This window comes from Rhodococcus sp. 21391, from assembly GCF_016772255.1.
Taxonomy (GTDB): domain Bacteria; phylum Actinomycetota; class Actinomycetes; order Mycobacteriales; family Mycobacteriaceae; genus Rhodococcus_F; species Rhodococcus_F opacus.
The window spans coordinates 1,691,726-1,705,854 of record NZ_CP063781.1 but is presented as its reverse complement, the minus strand read 5'-3'; the positions used below and the strand labels follow the sequence as shown (position 1 = coordinate 1,705,854).

The window sequence follows — 14,129 nt, the reverse complement described above, 5'->3', positions numbered from 1 at the left end:
ATGAGCGACCTCCACGTGCGTAGCCCGCGAAGCACCCAGTTGCTTCGGCTTGCCACCGCCGGCAGTGTCGACGACGGCAAGTCGACCCTCGTCGGCCGTCTGCTGTACGACACGAAATCGGTTCTCGCAGACCAGATCGACGCCGTCACCCGGGCGTCGGTCGACAAGGGGCTGTCCACTCCCGACCTGTCCCTGCTGGTCGACGGCCTGCGCGCGGAGCGTGAACAGGGCATCACGATCGACGTGGCGTACCGGTACTTCGCGACACCCCGCCGCTCGTTCGTCCTCGCCGACACTCCCGGGCACGTGCAGTACACCCGGAACACGGTGTCGGGCGCGTCCACCGCGCAGATGGTCATCCTGCTGGTCGACGCCCGCAAGGGTGTCATTTCGCAGACCCGCAAGCACGCCGCCGTTCTCGCGCTGCTCGGCGTCCCCAAGCTGGTGCTGGCCGTCAACAAGATCGACCTCGTCGAGGATCCGGCCACCGTGTTCGCGAACATCTCGGCGGAGTTCAACTCGCTGACCAGTTCGCTCGGCTGGGCGTCCGAGGACGTCGTCGAGATCCCGGTGTCTGCTCTGCACGGCGACAACGTCGCGGTGCGTTCGGAGAACACCCCGTACTACGACGGCCCCACGCTCATCGAGCACCTCGAGTCTGTGCCCGTCGACGCCGAACCCCACCGGGTCGGTCTCCGTTTCCCCGTCCAGTACGTGATCCGTCCGCGAACGGCGGAGTTCCCGGACTACCGCGGGTACGCCGGGCAGGTCGCCGCAGGTGAGGTGACCCCGGGCGACGAGGTGGTGATCCTGCCGTCTGGTGTTCGCACCACGGTCACCCGCATCGACACCGCGGACGGCGAACTCGACAGCGCCCACGCCGGCCGCAGCGTCACTCTCGTGCTGGCCGACGACGTCGACGTCTCCCGCGGCGACGTCATTGCCTCCCCCGCCGACGCCCCCGAACCGCTCGGCGAGTTCGACGCGACCGTCTGCTGGCTGGCCGAGAAGCCACTGCGTCCCGGCGCGCGCCTGCTGCTCAAGCACGGCACCCGCACCACGCAGGCCATCGTCGGCACACTCGTCGAGCGTTTCAACGAGCAGGAGCTCACCTCGGAGCCCAGCCCGGAGTCGTTGGAACTCAACGAGATCGGCAAGATCTCGGTGCGGGTCGCCGAGCCGATCGTGGCGGACGACTACACCGTGAACCGCCACACCGGCAGCTTCCTGCTGATCGACCCGGCCGGCGGCAACACGCTCGCGGCCGGCCTCGTCGGAGATGCCATCGCAGCGGTGGAGCTCGGCGAGCGCGTCTAGTGCGATGACCCCGCTGATCGCTGTCGCCCACGGCAGTCGCGACCCCCGCAGTGCGTGGGTGGTGGCGGCTGCCGTGTCGGCGCTCCGGGCGGTGCGACCGGACCTCGACGTGCGGTTGTGCTTCCTCGACCTCAACGCGCCGTCCGTGGACCAGGTGCTCGACGCGGTCGCCGCCGAGGGGCATTCCTCCGCCGTGGTCGTGCCGATGCTTCTGGGTAGCGCGTTCCACGCACGCGTCGACCTTCCGGCGCTCCTCGACGCCGCCCGCCTCCGTCACCCCCACCTGCACGTCCGGCAGGCGGACGTTCTCGGGCACGATGCGCGGCTGGTCGAGGCGGTCCGTCATCGCATCGGCGAGGCCGGCGGTTCCGTCGACGAGTCCGGTCTCGGGATCGTCCTCGCCGCAGTCGGTTCGTCCGACCCGGCCGCGAACGACCGAACCCGCGAGCTGGCCGAATCGGTCGCCGCGGGCACCCGATGGTCGGGGGCGGTGACGTGTTTCGCGACGTCGGCGGAACCGACGGTGCAGCAGGCGATCTCGACGCTGCGGCAGGCCGGTGCCGCGCGCATCGTGATCGCTCCGTGGTTCCTTGCTCCGGGACTGCTCACGGACCGGTTGAGCCGTGCGGCGGAATCCTGCGGACCGGGCATCACCTACGCGGCCACCATCGGACCGCACCCCCGACTGCTCGACGTCATGCTCGACCGGTACTCGCAGACACACACGGAGCTGCAGCGGTACCGGGCACTGTCGGCCTGAGCGCGTCGATCACCGCACGCCCGGCGCCCCGGCTCCCGACCGCTATCCGCGCGTCGCCATTGGGGTAGGTGCGCGCGTGGATGCCGGCACGGGCGAGAGCGTCACCGACTTCCTCTCCGGGGATGTACAGGAAGTTGGCCCGACTGCGCGGGACGGGAATTCCCATCGCCCGCACCGTGCGCCACAGTTCCTCCCGTTCGGCGACGATGGCAGCCACCCGGGCACGGAGCTCGTGCTCGGCGGCGTACGACGCCGTGACCGCGGGAACGGCGGCGCTGCCCATCCCGAACGGCAATTGCAGCGTTCGAATCGTCCGCGCCAGAGCCGCATTCGCGAAGCCGAATCCGATACGCAACCCCGCCAGACCGTACGCCTTGGAGAACGTTCGCAGGAACACGACGTTCTGATGTTCGGCGATGATGCGATGCACGTCCAGGACCAGTCGGCTGTCGACGAACTCCACGTAGGCCTCGTCGAGGACGACTATCACCCGGTCCGGCACACGACGGAGGAATTCCGCCAGCTCGGCGGTGTCGACGAGCGTCCCGGTGGGGTTGTGCGGACGGCAGACGACGACGAGCCGGGTGCGGTCGTCGATCGCGGCCGCCATCGCGGCCAGATCCTGCCCGCCATCCGGGAGAATCGGTACCGGCACCGCGTCGAGTGCCGCGATGCGCGCCATGATCGGGTACCCGTCGAACGTCGGGGCGGTGAACACGATCCGCTCCCCCGGCCCGGCGACCGAGCGCATGATCTGCAGTGCGACGCCGGTGGCACCGGCGCCCACCACCACCTGATCGGCGTCGAGCCCTTCGTGATCCGCGATGACCTCGATCAGCCGCTCGGGCAGGAACTCCGGATACCGATGCGCCCGGCGCATCACACCGTCGAGCGCGTCGAGCACCGAGGGCAACGGGGCGAACGGGTTCTCGCTCAGCGCGAGATCAAATCTCACACCGGGTCCCGCGATGGTCGGCGTCGTCATCTCACACCCCCGCCGGGGCGGCGCCCCATCGAATCGCCCCGGCCCCGGCGAAGTCGCCCGCGTGCGCGAACGCGGACATCATCACCAGCGAACCGTTGGGGATGCGGCCTGCCCGGTTCTCGATGTCGAGGGTGACGGGGATCGCGGCGCCGAACAGGTTCCCGCATTCGTCGAACGTGTCGGGGTGTCGTTCCGCCGGTAGCTCGAGTGCGTCCCGCCAGTTGCGGAGGAACAGCCGGTTGGGCTGGTTGGTGACCAGGGTGTCGATCGCGTCCGGGGTGATGCCGATCCGCTTGCACACCGCGAGCGCCACCTCGGGGACGAGCCGGTTCCCGCGGGCGAAGACCTTCGCGATCCTCGATTCGGTGAACCCGATGTGCAGTTGGCCGGTGCCCGCCTCCCAGTACTTGCGGGGCGGATCGACGGCGGCCGTCATGTCCCCGGCGAACTCGGGGTAGGTCCGGCACTCGAGCCCGAGCACCGGCGCGGCCTCCGACTTCACCAGCAGGCATGCGCCCGCGCCGTCACCGGGCACCGCCGACTGTGCCAGCGCGCGCACGTCCGATTGCGTGAAGATCTGGCCGGCGCTGTTCTGCACCGACACGATCAGGGCGGTCGACGCGTTGCCGGTCTGCATGATCTGACGTGCCAGTTTGATCATGTACACGAACGACGCGCAGCCGCCGTTGTGCAGGTCCACCACCCAGTCCGGGGTGATTCCCATCCGGCGCGCGAGTTCTCCGCCGGTGCCCAGGATCGGGACGTCGGGCAGCTGGGTGTGGGTGATGAGAATGTCCACGTTGGCGACGAGTTCGGAGCCGTTCCGCTCGACCAGCGGGGCGATCGCACGTTCCGCCATGTCGACGGCGTTCTCGTCGCTCGCGATGTGGTGGCGGAATTTCGGCGCCCGGAACATGATGATCTCGGCGAGCCGGTCGGAGGCGGCGAACTGGGCGAAATAGTCTGCTCCCACCCGGTTCTCGGGTAGGTAGCCGGCAATGTCGATCAGGCTGACGGTGTCCATGTCTCACTCACTCATCCAGGTCGGGGTCACGGGCAGGTCGTTCGCCCACCGGTATTCGCAGATCGCCTTGAGATTGCTCATCTCCAGTTGGTGTCCGGCGGCGAACATGTCCCAGAAGTCGCCCACCCACGGAACCCGGTCCGCGGGGGCGGTCTCGGGGTAGGGATTGTCGTCGTAGAACGGATGGTGGCAGTTGGTCCACAACACGACGGATCCGTCGACGTCCAGGACCGTGCGCGCGTCCACCACCCGCATCAGATACACCATCCACAGGTGTTTGCCCTGGTCCCAGGCGCAGTGATAGTCGACGGTCATCGCGGCCGGGTGTGCCACGGTGCGCGTGTAGATCTCGGTGGTGTCGCCCAGGCGGTCGTACGCGAGCCACAGCCCGGGTTCCCCGGCCGGGGTGAATCCCCGGAGGCTGTACGTCCATTCCTCGAGGCTGCGGGTGTGGGAGAGGTAGCGGAACACCTCGTCCGGCGGGCAGTCGATGTATTCGTTGACAGTGCAGTACTTTCCGAACACCTGGTCGTGCGGATACACCGACCTCAGCATGTCCATGATGATCGGTGTCGTCGCCTGACGGTCGGAGGTCTCGATGCGGACGAGGCCGGGCAGGTCGGCGGGAAGGTCGGGCAGCGGGGCAATCTCTCGGGCGGTCATCGGCGGGCTCCTTCTCGGGATTCGGATCTCTCGGTCGGGCGTCGGGCGGGCAGGAACGGCAGGAACGGCGGCAACTCGTCGGCGTCGCAGGCGACTTCGATGACAGCGGGCCCCGCCGAGTCGGTCGTGGCGCGGAGAGAGTCGGCCAGGCCGGCGTGCGTGTCGACCGTGTGGGACGGCAAGCCGGGGAACAGTGCGCCGACTCCCGCCGCGATGTGGGCGGGACGAAACCGGCTGTAGGTGTAAGCGCCCTCGAAGTACACCTGCTCGCGGGTCAGGCACATCGCGTGGGCGTTGTTGTTGAACACGACGAACGTCACCGGCACGTCGTACTCGACCGCCGTGTGGATCTCGAGCCCGTGCGCGTAGAACGCACCGTCGCCGGCGATCACGAACGTGCGGCGGCCGCGCGAGAACGCGGAACCGATCGCGGCGCCGAACGTGTAGCCCATCCCGCCCATTCCCAGCGCCACCACGAACCGGCCTCCGGCAGTAACCGGAAGGTGATGCACGACGGCGGCACCCGTGTTTCCGGCGTCCGCGAACACGTCGGCACCGACAGGCATCACCGCGGAGAGCGCCTTCACCGCGTCCGTGTAGCGCAGGCCCGACGTGCCGGACGAAGGCACGTCGATCGGGGTCGGATCGCCCTGGGCGACAGGCGCGCGCGAGGCCGCCGGTCCGATTTCGGTGACGAGCCCACGCAGTGTCGCCCGCAGATCCCGCGTCGGCACGTGACAGGCCTGCAGATACGGCTTCGCCGAGCCGACGCTGTAGACCAGCGTCTTCTCGAGCACGGCATCCAGACCTCCCCGTGCCATCACCGGCAGTCGTGTGCCGATGAGCAGGCAGACGTCGGAATCCTGCAGTGCATCGACCACATCCGGATTCCCCATCGCGCCGGTGATCCCGAGCCGCCCGGGCGCCCCGGGATCGAGCACGTCCCTCGCGTCGGGCGTGACGGCGACCCGGGCACCGAGCACGTGCGCTAGTTCCGCGAGTTCCGTTCGCGCGCCGGCTCGCGCGACCTCGTCGCCGGCGATGACGGTGATTCGGCCGTAGTCGTCGCGCAGGGCTTCGGCGAGCCGCGTGACGTCCGTCGTGGTGGTGCGGGGTGCCGTCGAGACCGTTCGAGGCGGTTCCGGGAACTCGCCGATCGCCTGCTGAATGTCCTTCGGCAGCAGGAGAACCGCCGGTCCGCCGCGGCGCGCGGCGGCCAGCGCCTCGGCGAGCTGGCGTTCGAGGTCGAGCGGCGACTCGACACGCGCACAGTACACGGACACCTCGCCGAACAACCGGGTCGCATCGATCGACCCCGCCAGTCCACTCGTGTCCTGGAATGCGCCCATCCCTTCGAGCGTCGTCGGCGGTTGCCCGACCAACGCCAGAAGCGGTATATGGGACGCGAATGCCTCACCGAGTCCGGCGATCACATTGAGCGCGCCCCCGCCCGACGTCGCCGCGACCACCCCGATCCGGTTCGAGGTCCGGGCATACCCGTCGGCCATCGTCGTCGCCGAGAACTCGTGTTTGGCGACGACGCCCTCGACGTCGCGGGAGCGATGCAGCGCGTCGTACAGGTCCTCGATGTTCGCGCCTCCCACACCGAAGACGTGCTCGACCCCCTCCGCGGCCAGCACCGCGACGATGTAGTCGGCGACGCGCATGGTGCGACCGGTGTTCCGTGGCTCGTGATCCGTGAGATTCATCGGCAGACCCCCGTGTCGTGGATCGGACGGGGCGACCTGCGGTCACCCACTGGATGTACACACGAACCACGAAAGGGTCGGGTTCACCGGTGGCAGAACATTTTTCCGGAAAACGTTCGTGATGAACGAAACACGGCGGTGGAGCGAGCAGGAGGTATGAAAACCGACCCGACTCCCTGGCGGCCCGCTCACAACGCCGTGGTCAGCAATACCTGATGGTCGTCGTCGGATCGGACGTCGATGCTCGCGATCGCGTCGACGGGCAGGCTGGTGGTGGCTGTGGGCCGCACCGTCCTGCCCGCCTCACCGGTCCAGGTGGCCAGTGTGGTGACCACTCCGGAGCGGTCGGTGACGGTCAGCGCGTACCCCTCGGTGTCGGCGCCGTAGCGACCGTCGCCGGGCCACGTGTCCTCGTAGGAGCACTCGACGAAGATGACCGTGCCCCAGGACGTCGACGCGACGGATGCGCTCGCGGTGATCGTCGTCGGGACCACGGGCGTGAACACCGTCTCGATGGTGTTCGCGCGGTCCGGGACGGGCATGGCCGTCACCGGGGCGGCCGGTCGGTGGTCCTGCGTCACCAGCACCCCGACGGGGACGGCGACGGCGACCACGGCGGCCGCCGCTGCGAGGGCCGTCGCCGCTCGCCGGTAGCGTCTGCGCCGCTGCACCGTGCCCACCAACTGGGTCAGCACACGCGGTGCGGGCGACTCCTCGTCCTCGGGCGCAGCGTTCCCGGGCAACGTGCCGAACGCCTCGTCCGGTGTGATCAGGGCCAGCAACCCGGGCATGCCCGCCAGTTCGGACACGGCCTGCGAGCACTGTGCGCAGTGGGCGAGGTGGGCCTCGTATTCGCGCCGATCGCTCGGGGACATCGCGCCGAGCACGTATGCGGCGTCCCAGCGGACGTAGGGATCCTCGTGCGACTCGAAGTCGTCGAACGTCATCGGGTCACCCCCATTTCCTGCAGAGCCAATCGAAGGGCCCGCAATCCGTAATGCATGCGGGATTTCACCGTTCCCTCCGGTATTCCGAGTTCGTCGGCGATCTGGTTGGTCGACATTCCCCGGTAGTAGCCGAGCACGAGGACCGCACGATGGTCGGCGCTGAGCCGGGCCAGCGCATCACCCATCATCCAGGCGTCGAGAGCGCCGTCCGAGCTGTCCGGGGCGGCGCGTTCGGGTGTGGAGCTCATCCCGATCTCACGCTGGGAGCGGGCGCTGCGGTGCTCGTCGAACACGAGGTTGCGGGCGACCGTGAACAACCACGCCCGAGCCGACGACTCCGACTGGTCGAGCACGTTCGGATGCTTCCAGGCTCGCAGCAGTACCTCCTGCACGATGTCCTCGGCGCGGGCGCGGTCGCCGGTCAGCCGTAGGGCATATCGCCACACTGCGGGGGCGTGCTCCTCGTACAGGGCGTGCATCAGCTCGGTCTGGGCATCCGGCATCGGTCACCACCTCCCAGCAGTACACACGGTTCAACCGCGCCTCCGGTTCACCGCGCCACCGAAACACAGGGAAACCCCAAGTGAGCCGGATCGCAGCGGCCGAAAACCCTTGGCCCGTAGATTAGGAGGTGTTCAGTGCCACGGCGGCGTGGACGAGCGCCTGGAACGCCTCCTCGTCGATCGTGTCGCCCTCGTGGAAATCGATGGCACGCCGGGTGTTGCCTTCGAGGCTGGAGTTGAAGAGTCCGGACGGGTCGTCCAGCGAAGCACCCTTGGCGAACGTCACCTTCACCGCATTCTTGTACGTCTCACCGGTGCAGATCATTCCGGCGTGCGACCACACCGGAACTCCTCGCCACTTCCACTCCTCGACGACGTCGGGGTCGGCCTTCGTGACGAGGGCGCGGATCCGGGCGAGCGCCTCGCCCCGCCAGTCACCCAGCTCCTCGATGCGCGCATCTATCAACTGCGAGGGAGAGTCGCCTCCGCCTCCCTCGTCCGAGCCGCTCGTCCGCTTCTTCATGGTGGACCGTCGCTCTCCTTCTGGCTGTCGTCACTCGCCGTCACTCGAGTATCCATCGCACATCGTGCCGGGATCGGCTACCGACCGATTTGCCTCTGGCGCGTCGACGCCGTCCTGGACCAAACTGGAATGGAGGTGAGGAGCAGCCCCATGAGCACAGCACGGATTCGACGCGGCATCGTGGCAGGCATCGACGGATCGGACGGCGCGCTGGAGGCGGCGGCGTGGGCGGCATCCGCGGCGAGGCGCTTCGAGGAGCCGCTGCGCCTAGTCCACGTGTTACCCAAGCATCCGAATTCCGCGGACGGTCACCCCGAAGGGGACGAGTTCCTCGACGCCGCCGAACGCACCGTCCTGGACGGGCAGCGGGACCTGGACGTGGAGCGCAGTACCCACCCCGGCCCGCCCGCCCACGCGTTGGTGGAACTGTCCAAGACGGCCCGGATGCTGGTTCTCGGGCCCGCGGCCACGAGCGAGATGAAATCGGTGGTTGCCGGTTCCGATGTCGTGCGGGTGTCGAATCGAGCCGAATGCCCGGTCGTCGTCTGGCGCGGCATCCAAGGCCACGAGGTCAGCGAAACCCGGCCCGTCGTGGTGGGGGTGGACGGCAGCGAACTGAGCGACCTGGCGGTGGCCCACGCGTTCGAGTTCGCGGCGTTCTTCGGCGCTCCCCTCGTCGCGGTGCACACCTGGGCCGAGCACTCCACCCTTGGTGCGTGGTACTCGGAGGAAAGACGCTTCACCGACTGGTCCGATCTGGTCCAGCACGAGGAGGCGTGGCTCGCCGAGAGCCTCGCCGGGTGGCGCGAGAAATATCCCGATGTCGAGGTCACGCGCTGCCTCGAGCGCGGTGGGCCGATGAAGGTACTCCTCGAGTACTCGTTCGGTGCACAGTTGATCGCGGTCGGCAGTCACGGGCGAAATCCGTTCACCGCGTCGATCGTGGGCTCGACGAGCCAGAGCCTCATCCACCACGCCCGGTGCCCGGTGCTCATCTGCCGAAAAGGCTGAACACCGGCAGGATCCGTTTCTCCCCTTTTCGATCAGCCTGATTCATATTCACGCTTCGCGGCGCCATTTCCCCGGCGGGGCGCGACCCGAATTTCTGTGCCAGAACACTGCCCTGACCTGCTGAAATGCAGAACGTCACGGCGTTGATATCGGACACTCACACGCAGCAGAAAATGCCAAGTGTTGCAATCACACCAATTCGATTTTCTCCAGATTTCGGCACCGAGTTTCGCGTTTATAGTTTCCGGCATGTCGGAGCCACGCCCATATCTCGTGTGCGCGTCACAGCGCAGCGGCAGCACTCTGCTCGTCGAATCCCTTCGCGCCACGACCGTGGCCGGCAACCCCGAGGAGTTCTTCCAGTACCTGCCGTCCACCAGCCGATCACCGCAGCCGCGGCAGTGGTTCGAGGGCGTCACCGACGAGACGGTGCTCGCACTGCTCGCCCCGCTCGAACCGGGGACCGCCGACACCCGCACCGCGGAGCAGTGGCGCGATCAACTGCTCAGCCTCGGTCGCACGCCCAACGGGGTGTGGGGCGGAAAGCTGATGTGGAACCAGGTGCCGCTCGTCCTCGACCGCGCCGCCGGACTGACGGACCGGTCCGGCGACGACCTGCGGTCCGCCCTCGACGACATCCTGGGCCGCGACCTCGCCTTCATCCATGTCTACCGGCGTGACGTCGTCGCGCAGGCGGTGTCGATGTGGCGGGCGGTGCAGACTCAGGTGTGGCGCGACGACGCCACGCCGCCCGCCCCGCACGACGGCGCCGAGTACCACGCGGGCGGCATCGCGCACCTCGTCCGCATTCTGCGCGATCAAGATGAGCAGTGGCGCGCCTGGTTCGAGGCCGAGGGACTCGACCACATCGACATCGGTTTCGACGATCTCGTCGCGGCGCCGCAGGCGACGGCGGCGAAAGTGCTCGTCGAACTGGGACTCGACGCCGATCTCGCGCCACCGCCGCCGCTGAAGCGGCAGAGCGACGGCCGCTCCAAGGAGTGGGTCGAGCGCTACCGGTCCGAGGCCGCCGCGAACGGACTTCCGCTGTGACCGCCCTTGGCGCCGCGGCGCCGCGCGACAGTGCCACCGACACCGCCACGGCACGGGTGGACGAACTCCGCGCGCTGGAGGCGGAGGCCGTGCACATCATCCGCGAGGTGGTCGCGGAACTCGAGCGGCCGGTTCTACTGTTCTCGGCGGGCAAGGACTCGATCGTGTTGCTGCGGCTGGCGGAGAAGGCGTTCCGGCCGTCCCCGTTGCCGTTCCCCGTCCTGCACGTCGACACCGGGCACAACTTCCCCGAGGTGATCGAGTTCCGCGATCGCCGGCTCGCGGAGGACGGTCACCGGTTGATCGTCGCGTCGGTGCAGGAGTCGATCGACAGGGGCCGCGTCACCGAATCGGGCGGCCCCGGCACGTCCCGGAACCGGCTGCAGACCCGCACCCTGCTCGACGCCCTGGAGGAGCACCGCTTCGACGCCGCGTTCGGCGGCGCGCGCCGCGACGAGGAACGGGCCCGCGCGAAGGAGCGGGTACTCAGCTTCCGCGATGAATTCGGGCAGTGGGATCCGCGTTCGCAGCGGCCCGAGCCGTGGTCTCTGTACAACGGGCGGATTCGCCGCGGTGAGCAGGTCCGAGTGTTCCCGCTCAGCAATTGGACCGAACTCGACATCTGGCGCTACATCGAACTCGAGAACCTGGCGCTGCCGTCGATCTACTTCGCCCACGAGCGTCAGGTGTTCGAGCGCGACGGCATCCTACTGGGGTTGTCCGAGTACACGCTGCCCACCAAAGACGAATTGGTGCAACGGCTCCGGGTGCGGTACCGCACGGTCGGGGACCTGACCATCACCGGCGCGGTGCGTTCCGACGCCGGCGACGTCGCCGGCGTGATCGAGGAGATCGCCGCGGCCACGGTCTCCGAACGCGGCGCGACCCGGGCCGACGACAGAACTTCCGTTGCCGCGATGGAAGACCGCAAGCGCGAGGGGTACTTCTGATGACCACCACCAGCCGGCCCCGCCAGTTGCTGCGGCTCGCCACCGCGGGCAGCGTCGACGACGGCAAGAGCACCCTGATCGGACGACTCCTCCACGACACCGGCAGTCTGCCCACCGACCACCTCGAGGCGGTGACGAACGCCGACGGCGAGGCGGACCTCGCCGCCCTGTCCGACGGGCTGCGCGCCGAACGCGAACAGGGCATCACCATCGATGTGGCGTACCGGTTCTTCTCCACACCGACCCGCAGTTTCGTGCTCGCGGACACGCCGGGGCACGAACGGTACACCCGCAACATGTTCACCGGTGCGTCGAACGCCCACGTGGCCGTGCTGCTCGTGGACGCCCGCGCCGGGGTGCTCCGGCAGACCCGCCGCCACGCCCGGATCGCCGACCTTCTCGGTGTGCCGCACCTGGTTGCCGTGGTCAACAAGATCGACCTCGTCGACTTCGACGAAACCCGGTTCAAGGAAGTCGAATCCGAACTCGGTCTGCTCGCACACCGCCTCGGCGGCCGCGACCTCACGGTGATCCCGGTGTCCGCCACCCGCGGCGACAACGTCGTCACGCGGTCGGATTCGACACCCTGGTACGACGGGCCCACGATCCTCGAGTATCTCGAGGCGGTGGAACTCGCCGCGCGTCCGCGGTCGCGTCCGAGCTGCGACTGCCGATCCAGTGGGTGGCGCGTCCCACGGACGACCGGCGACGCCGCTACACCGGCCGGCTGTCCGCGGGCACCCTGTCCGTCGGGGACGAGGTGGTGGTCCTGCCTGGGGGTTCCCGCAGCACGGTCACCGCCCTCGACACCCTCGATCCGAACCGGTCCGTCGCAGTGGCCCCGCTGTCGGTGTCGTTCGAACTCGCGGACGACCTCGACGTCGCCCGCGGCGACCTCGTCGTGAGCGCTGCCGCCGACGCGACCGCCCCCGCCCCGGCCCGCGAGATCGACGCGACGGTGTGCTGGCTGAGCGAGACATCGCTGCGGGCAGGTGACCGGGTGGCGCTCAAGCACACCAGCCGCACCGTGCGCGCCACGGTTCAGGAATTGCACACCCGGCTCGATCCGGAAACCCTCGAAGAACACGACTCCCCCAGCGAACTCGCCCTCAACGACATCGGCCGGATCACGCTCCGGACGAGCACGGTGGTTCTCCCCGACCCCTACGCCACCAATCGCGACGCCGGCGCTTTCATCCTCATCGACGAGCAGAGCAACGACACCGTCGGCGCCGGCACCGTCAGCGAAGCCCGGGAAGTCGTGCCCGGCGAGCAGACCCGGCACGACATCAAGTGGCACCCGTCGTCGTTGGAGCGGGATCGGCGCTGGTCCGCGACCGGGCAGCGGGGCGCCACCATCTGGCTCACCGGGCTGCCTGCGTCCGGGAAGTCGACGGTGGCGGTCGCGCTCGAACGGACCCTCGTCGACGCCGGACGCACCGCCTACCTGCTCGACGGCGACAACGTGCGGCACGGCATCTCGGACGACCTCGGGTTCTCCCCCGGCGACCGGGCCGAGAATATCCGCCGCGTCGGTCACCTCACCCGGTTGTTCGCGGACGCCGGGATGGTCGCCATCGCGTCCATGGTGTCGCCGCTGCGCTCGGACCGCGCGATCGCGCGGGCGCTCAACGAGGCCGCGGGACTGCCGTTTCTCGAGATCCACGTGAGCACGCCGGTCCACGAGTGCGAACGGCGTGACCCCAAGGGGCTCTACGCCCGGGCGCGGGCAGGCGAACTCCGCGGCCTCACCGGGATCGACGCGCCGTACGAGGCCCCCGAGAACCCGGATCTCGCGTTCGACACCACCGGCGCCGATCTCGACGACCTCGTCGCGCGGATTCTCGCCGAACTCGCCCGGCACGAGACGCTGCCGACCTAGCCTGCGACGAGCCGGAGGAGTGCCTCGTGGAGCGCAATCCGGTCGTCGAACACACGCCGGCGCGGTCCGTACGCCTGAACCCGATCGTGCCCACGGCCTGCGACCACCACGACGTCGCCCGGCGCGGCGAGAGTGATGGCGGCGACGATCGCCTCGGCGCGGTCGGCTAGGACGAGCACGTCGGCGCCGCCACCACTGCGTGCTCCTCGCGCCACGTCCTCGCGCAGGCGCTGCGCGTCGTCGGAGTACGGACTCTCGTCGGTGACGATGACCGTGTCGGCGAAACGGGCTGCGGTCGCACCGAGCGGGACCCACTTGCCGGGATCGCGCTCACCGGTTGCCCCGACGACGGCGATGACCCGGCCCCGTGTCAGGGAGCGGAGGTACGGAAACAGACGTCGCTGACCGGCCGTGTTGTGCATGTAGTCGACGAACGCGAGAACGGCTGGCCCGCGTCCACCGCCTCCAGGCGTCCGGGCACCGTGTCGAGGTTCTCGAGCCCGCCGACCGCCGAGTCGAGGTCCACACCGCGAGCCGTCGGCAGGACGTCCGACCCGCGGTCGCTGAGCATCGCGACAGCACCGCGCGCCGCGGCCTCGACCGCGAACTCGATCCCGTGCCGGTGCCGCCCCGGCAGCGCCGCATACACGTCGCCGGCCCGGACGAGCCGAGAGTCCTGGCTGATACCCGTCACCGCTGCCTCGCCGGACCCGCGGAGCGTCGCCGAGCGGCCGAGGCGGCGCACCATCTCGCGCAGCAGCTTCGGCGGGGTACACCGCGGGCAGTCGACGCTCACGCTTCC

General features: G+C 69.0%; 14 protein-coding genes and 1 pseudogene. 6 read left to right on the top strand and 9 right to left on the bottom strand.

Annotated elements, in window-relative coordinates:
- Together GO592_RS08045 and GO592_RS08040 are read left to right on the top strand one after the other, a co-directional pair.
- Positions 1 to 1,317, top strand: a complete 1,317-nt coding sequence (locus GO592_RS08045) for a sulfate adenylyltransferase subunit 1 (RefSeq protein ID WP_007299491.1) — start codon at positions 1 to 3, stop codon at positions 1,315 to 1,317.
- 4 nt (positions 1,318 to 1,321) lie between these two features.
- A complete protein-coding gene (locus GO592_RS08040) occupies positions 1,322 to 2,077 on the top strand; it encodes a sirohydrochlorin chelatase (protein ID WP_007299490.1) in 756 nt (251 codons plus the stop codon).
- Here GO592_RS08040 and GO592_RS08035 read toward each other — a convergent pair.
- From GO592_RS08035 to GO592_RS08005, 7 genes are all read right to left on the bottom strand, one after another.
- Positions 2,013 to 3,062: an aminotransferase class I/II-fold pyridoxal phosphate-dependent enzyme gene (locus tag GO592_RS08035; RefSeq protein WP_007299489.1), complete on the bottom strand. Its 1,050-nt coding sequence runs from the start codon at positions 3,060 to 3,062 to the stop codon at positions 2,013 to 2,015. The genes GO592_RS08040 and GO592_RS08035 overlap by 65 nt on opposite strands.
- Position 3,063: 1 nt before the next feature.
- Entirely contained in the window at positions 3,064 to 4,086 is a 1,023-nt protein-coding gene (locus GO592_RS08030) for a 3-oxoacyl-ACP synthase III family protein (RefSeq protein WP_007299488.1), read from the bottom strand.
- Between the two features lie 3 nt (positions 4,087 to 4,089).
- A complete protein-coding gene (locus tag GO592_RS08025; protein ID WP_005261250.1) occupies positions 4,090 to 4,749 on the bottom strand; it encodes a hypothetical protein in 660 nt (219 codons plus the stop codon).
- The gene (locus tag GO592_RS08020) at positions 4,746 to 6,458 is read right to left on the bottom strand and encodes a thiamine pyrophosphate-binding protein (RefSeq protein WP_007299487.1); all 1,713 of its coding nucleotides are present in this window, start codon (positions 6,456 to 6,458) and stop codon (positions 4,746 to 4,748) included. Before GO592_RS08020 ends, GO592_RS08025 begins: the two co-directional genes overlap by 4 nt.
- Positions 6,459 to 6,646: 188 nt before the next feature.
- Complete coding sequence (locus GO592_RS08015; protein ID WP_007299486.1) at positions 6,647 to 7,405, bottom strand: anti-sigma factor family protein; 759 nt, start codon at positions 7,403 to 7,405, stop codon at positions 6,647 to 6,649.
- Positions 7,402 to 7,908, bottom strand: a complete 507-nt coding sequence (locus GO592_RS08010; protein ID WP_005261253.1) for a sigma-70 family RNA polymerase sigma factor — start codon at positions 7,906 to 7,908, stop codon at positions 7,402 to 7,404. The genes GO592_RS08015 and GO592_RS08010 overlap by 4 nt, the downstream gene beginning before the upstream one ends.
- 121 nt (positions 7,909 to 8,029) lie before the next feature.
- Complete coding sequence (locus GO592_RS08005; RefSeq protein ID WP_005261254.1) at positions 8,030 to 8,431, bottom strand: DUF1801 domain-containing protein; 402 nt, start codon at positions 8,429 to 8,431, stop codon at positions 8,030 to 8,032.
- 150 nt (positions 8,432 to 8,581) lie between these two features.
- Between GO592_RS08005 and GO592_RS08000 the strand changes: the two genes are divergently transcribed.
- The 4 genes and pseudogenes from GO592_RS08000 (at position 8,582) to cysC (ending at position 13,327) form a co-directional block, all read left to right on the top strand.
- Positions 8,582 to 9,442, top strand: a complete 861-nt coding sequence (locus GO592_RS08000; protein WP_007299485.1) for a universal stress protein — start codon at positions 8,582 to 8,584, stop codon at positions 9,440 to 9,442.
- Between the two features lie 249 nt (positions 9,443 to 9,691).
- Positions 9,692 to 10,495 carry a trehalose 2-sulfotransferase gene (gene stf0 / locus GO592_RS07995; protein ID WP_039952364.1) on the top strand — a complete coding sequence of 268 codons (804 nt, stop codon included), beginning with the start codon at positions 9,692 to 9,694 and terminating at the stop codon, positions 10,493 to 10,495.
- Positions 10,492 to 11,445 (top strand): sulfate adenylyltransferase subunit CysD, encoded by a 954-nt coding sequence (cysD, locus tag GO592_RS07990; protein WP_007299483.1) that lies wholly within the window; start codon positions 10,492 to 10,494, stop codon positions 11,443 to 11,445. Before stf0 ends, cysD begins: the two co-directional genes overlap by 4 nt.
- Positions 11,445 to 13,327 (top strand): annotated as a pseudogene (gene cysC, locus GO592_RS07985) (adenylyl-sulfate kinase). The gene cysD and the pseudogene cysC overlap by 1 nt, the downstream one beginning before the upstream one ends.
- Here the strand turns inward: cysC and GO592_RS44135 are convergent.
- Both GO592_RS44135 and GO592_RS44130 read right to left on the bottom strand, forming a co-directional pair.
- Positions 13,324 to 13,749, bottom strand: coding sequence for a glutamate ligase domain-containing protein (locus tag GO592_RS44135; RefSeq protein WP_237720551.1), 426 nt, complete (start codon positions 13,747 to 13,749; stop codon positions 13,324 to 13,326). The pseudogene cysC and the gene GO592_RS44135 sit on opposite strands and share 4 nt — an antisense overlap.
- Complete coding sequence (locus tag GO592_RS44130; RefSeq protein WP_237720550.1) at positions 13,698 to 14,123, bottom strand: Mur ligase domain-containing protein; 426 nt, start codon at positions 14,121 to 14,123, stop codon at positions 13,698 to 13,700. Before GO592_RS44130 ends, GO592_RS44135 begins: the two co-directional genes overlap by 52 nt.
- Between the last annotated feature and the right edge of the window lie 6 nt (positions 14,124 to 14,129).

Bases quoted from the DNA above. Each gene is read 5' to 3' on its own strand.
- GO592_RS08045 (WP_007299491.1), top strand. From the start codon at position 1: ATGAGCGACCTCCACGTGCGTAGCCCGCGAAGCACCCAGTTGCTTCGG.
- GO592_RS08040 (WP_007299490.1), top strand. From the start codon at position 1,322: ATGACCCCGCTGATCGCTGTCGCCCACGGCAGTCGCGACCCCCGCAGT.
- GO592_RS08035 (WP_007299489.1), bottom strand. From the start codon at position 3,062: ATGACGACGCCGACCATCGCGGGACCCGGTGTGAGATTTGATCTCGCG.
- GO592_RS08030 (WP_007299488.1), bottom strand. From the start codon at position 4,086: ATGGACACCGTCAGCCTGATCGACATTGCCGGCTACCTACCCGAGAAC.
- GO592_RS08025 (WP_005261250.1), bottom strand. From the start codon at position 4,749: ATGACCGCCCGAGAGATTGCCCCGCTGCCCGACCTTCCCGCCGACCTG.
- GO592_RS08020 (WP_007299487.1), bottom strand. From the start codon at position 6,458: ATGAATCTCACGGATCACGAGCCACGGAACACCGGTCGCACCATGCGC.
- GO592_RS08015 (WP_007299486.1), bottom strand. From the start codon at position 7,405: ATGACGTTCGACGACTTCGAGTCGCACGAGGATCCCTACGTCCGCTGG.
- GO592_RS08010 (WP_005261253.1), bottom strand. From the start codon at position 7,908: ATGCCGGATGCCCAGACCGAGCTGATGCACGCCCTGTACGAGGAGCAC.
- GO592_RS08005 (WP_005261254.1), bottom strand. From the start codon at position 8,431: ATGAAGAAGCGGACGAGCGGCTCGGACGAGGGAGGCGGAGGCGACTCT.
- GO592_RS08000 (WP_007299485.1), top strand. From the start codon at position 8,582: ATGAGCACAGCACGGATTCGACGCGGCATCGTGGCAGGCATCGACGGA.
- stf0 (WP_039952364.1), top strand. From the start codon at position 9,692: ATGTCGGAGCCACGCCCATATCTCGTGTGCGCGTCACAGCGCAGCGGC.
- GO592_RS44135 (WP_237720551.1), bottom strand. From the start codon at position 13,749: ATGCACAACACGGCCGGTCAGCGACGTCTGTTTCCGTACCTCCGCTCC.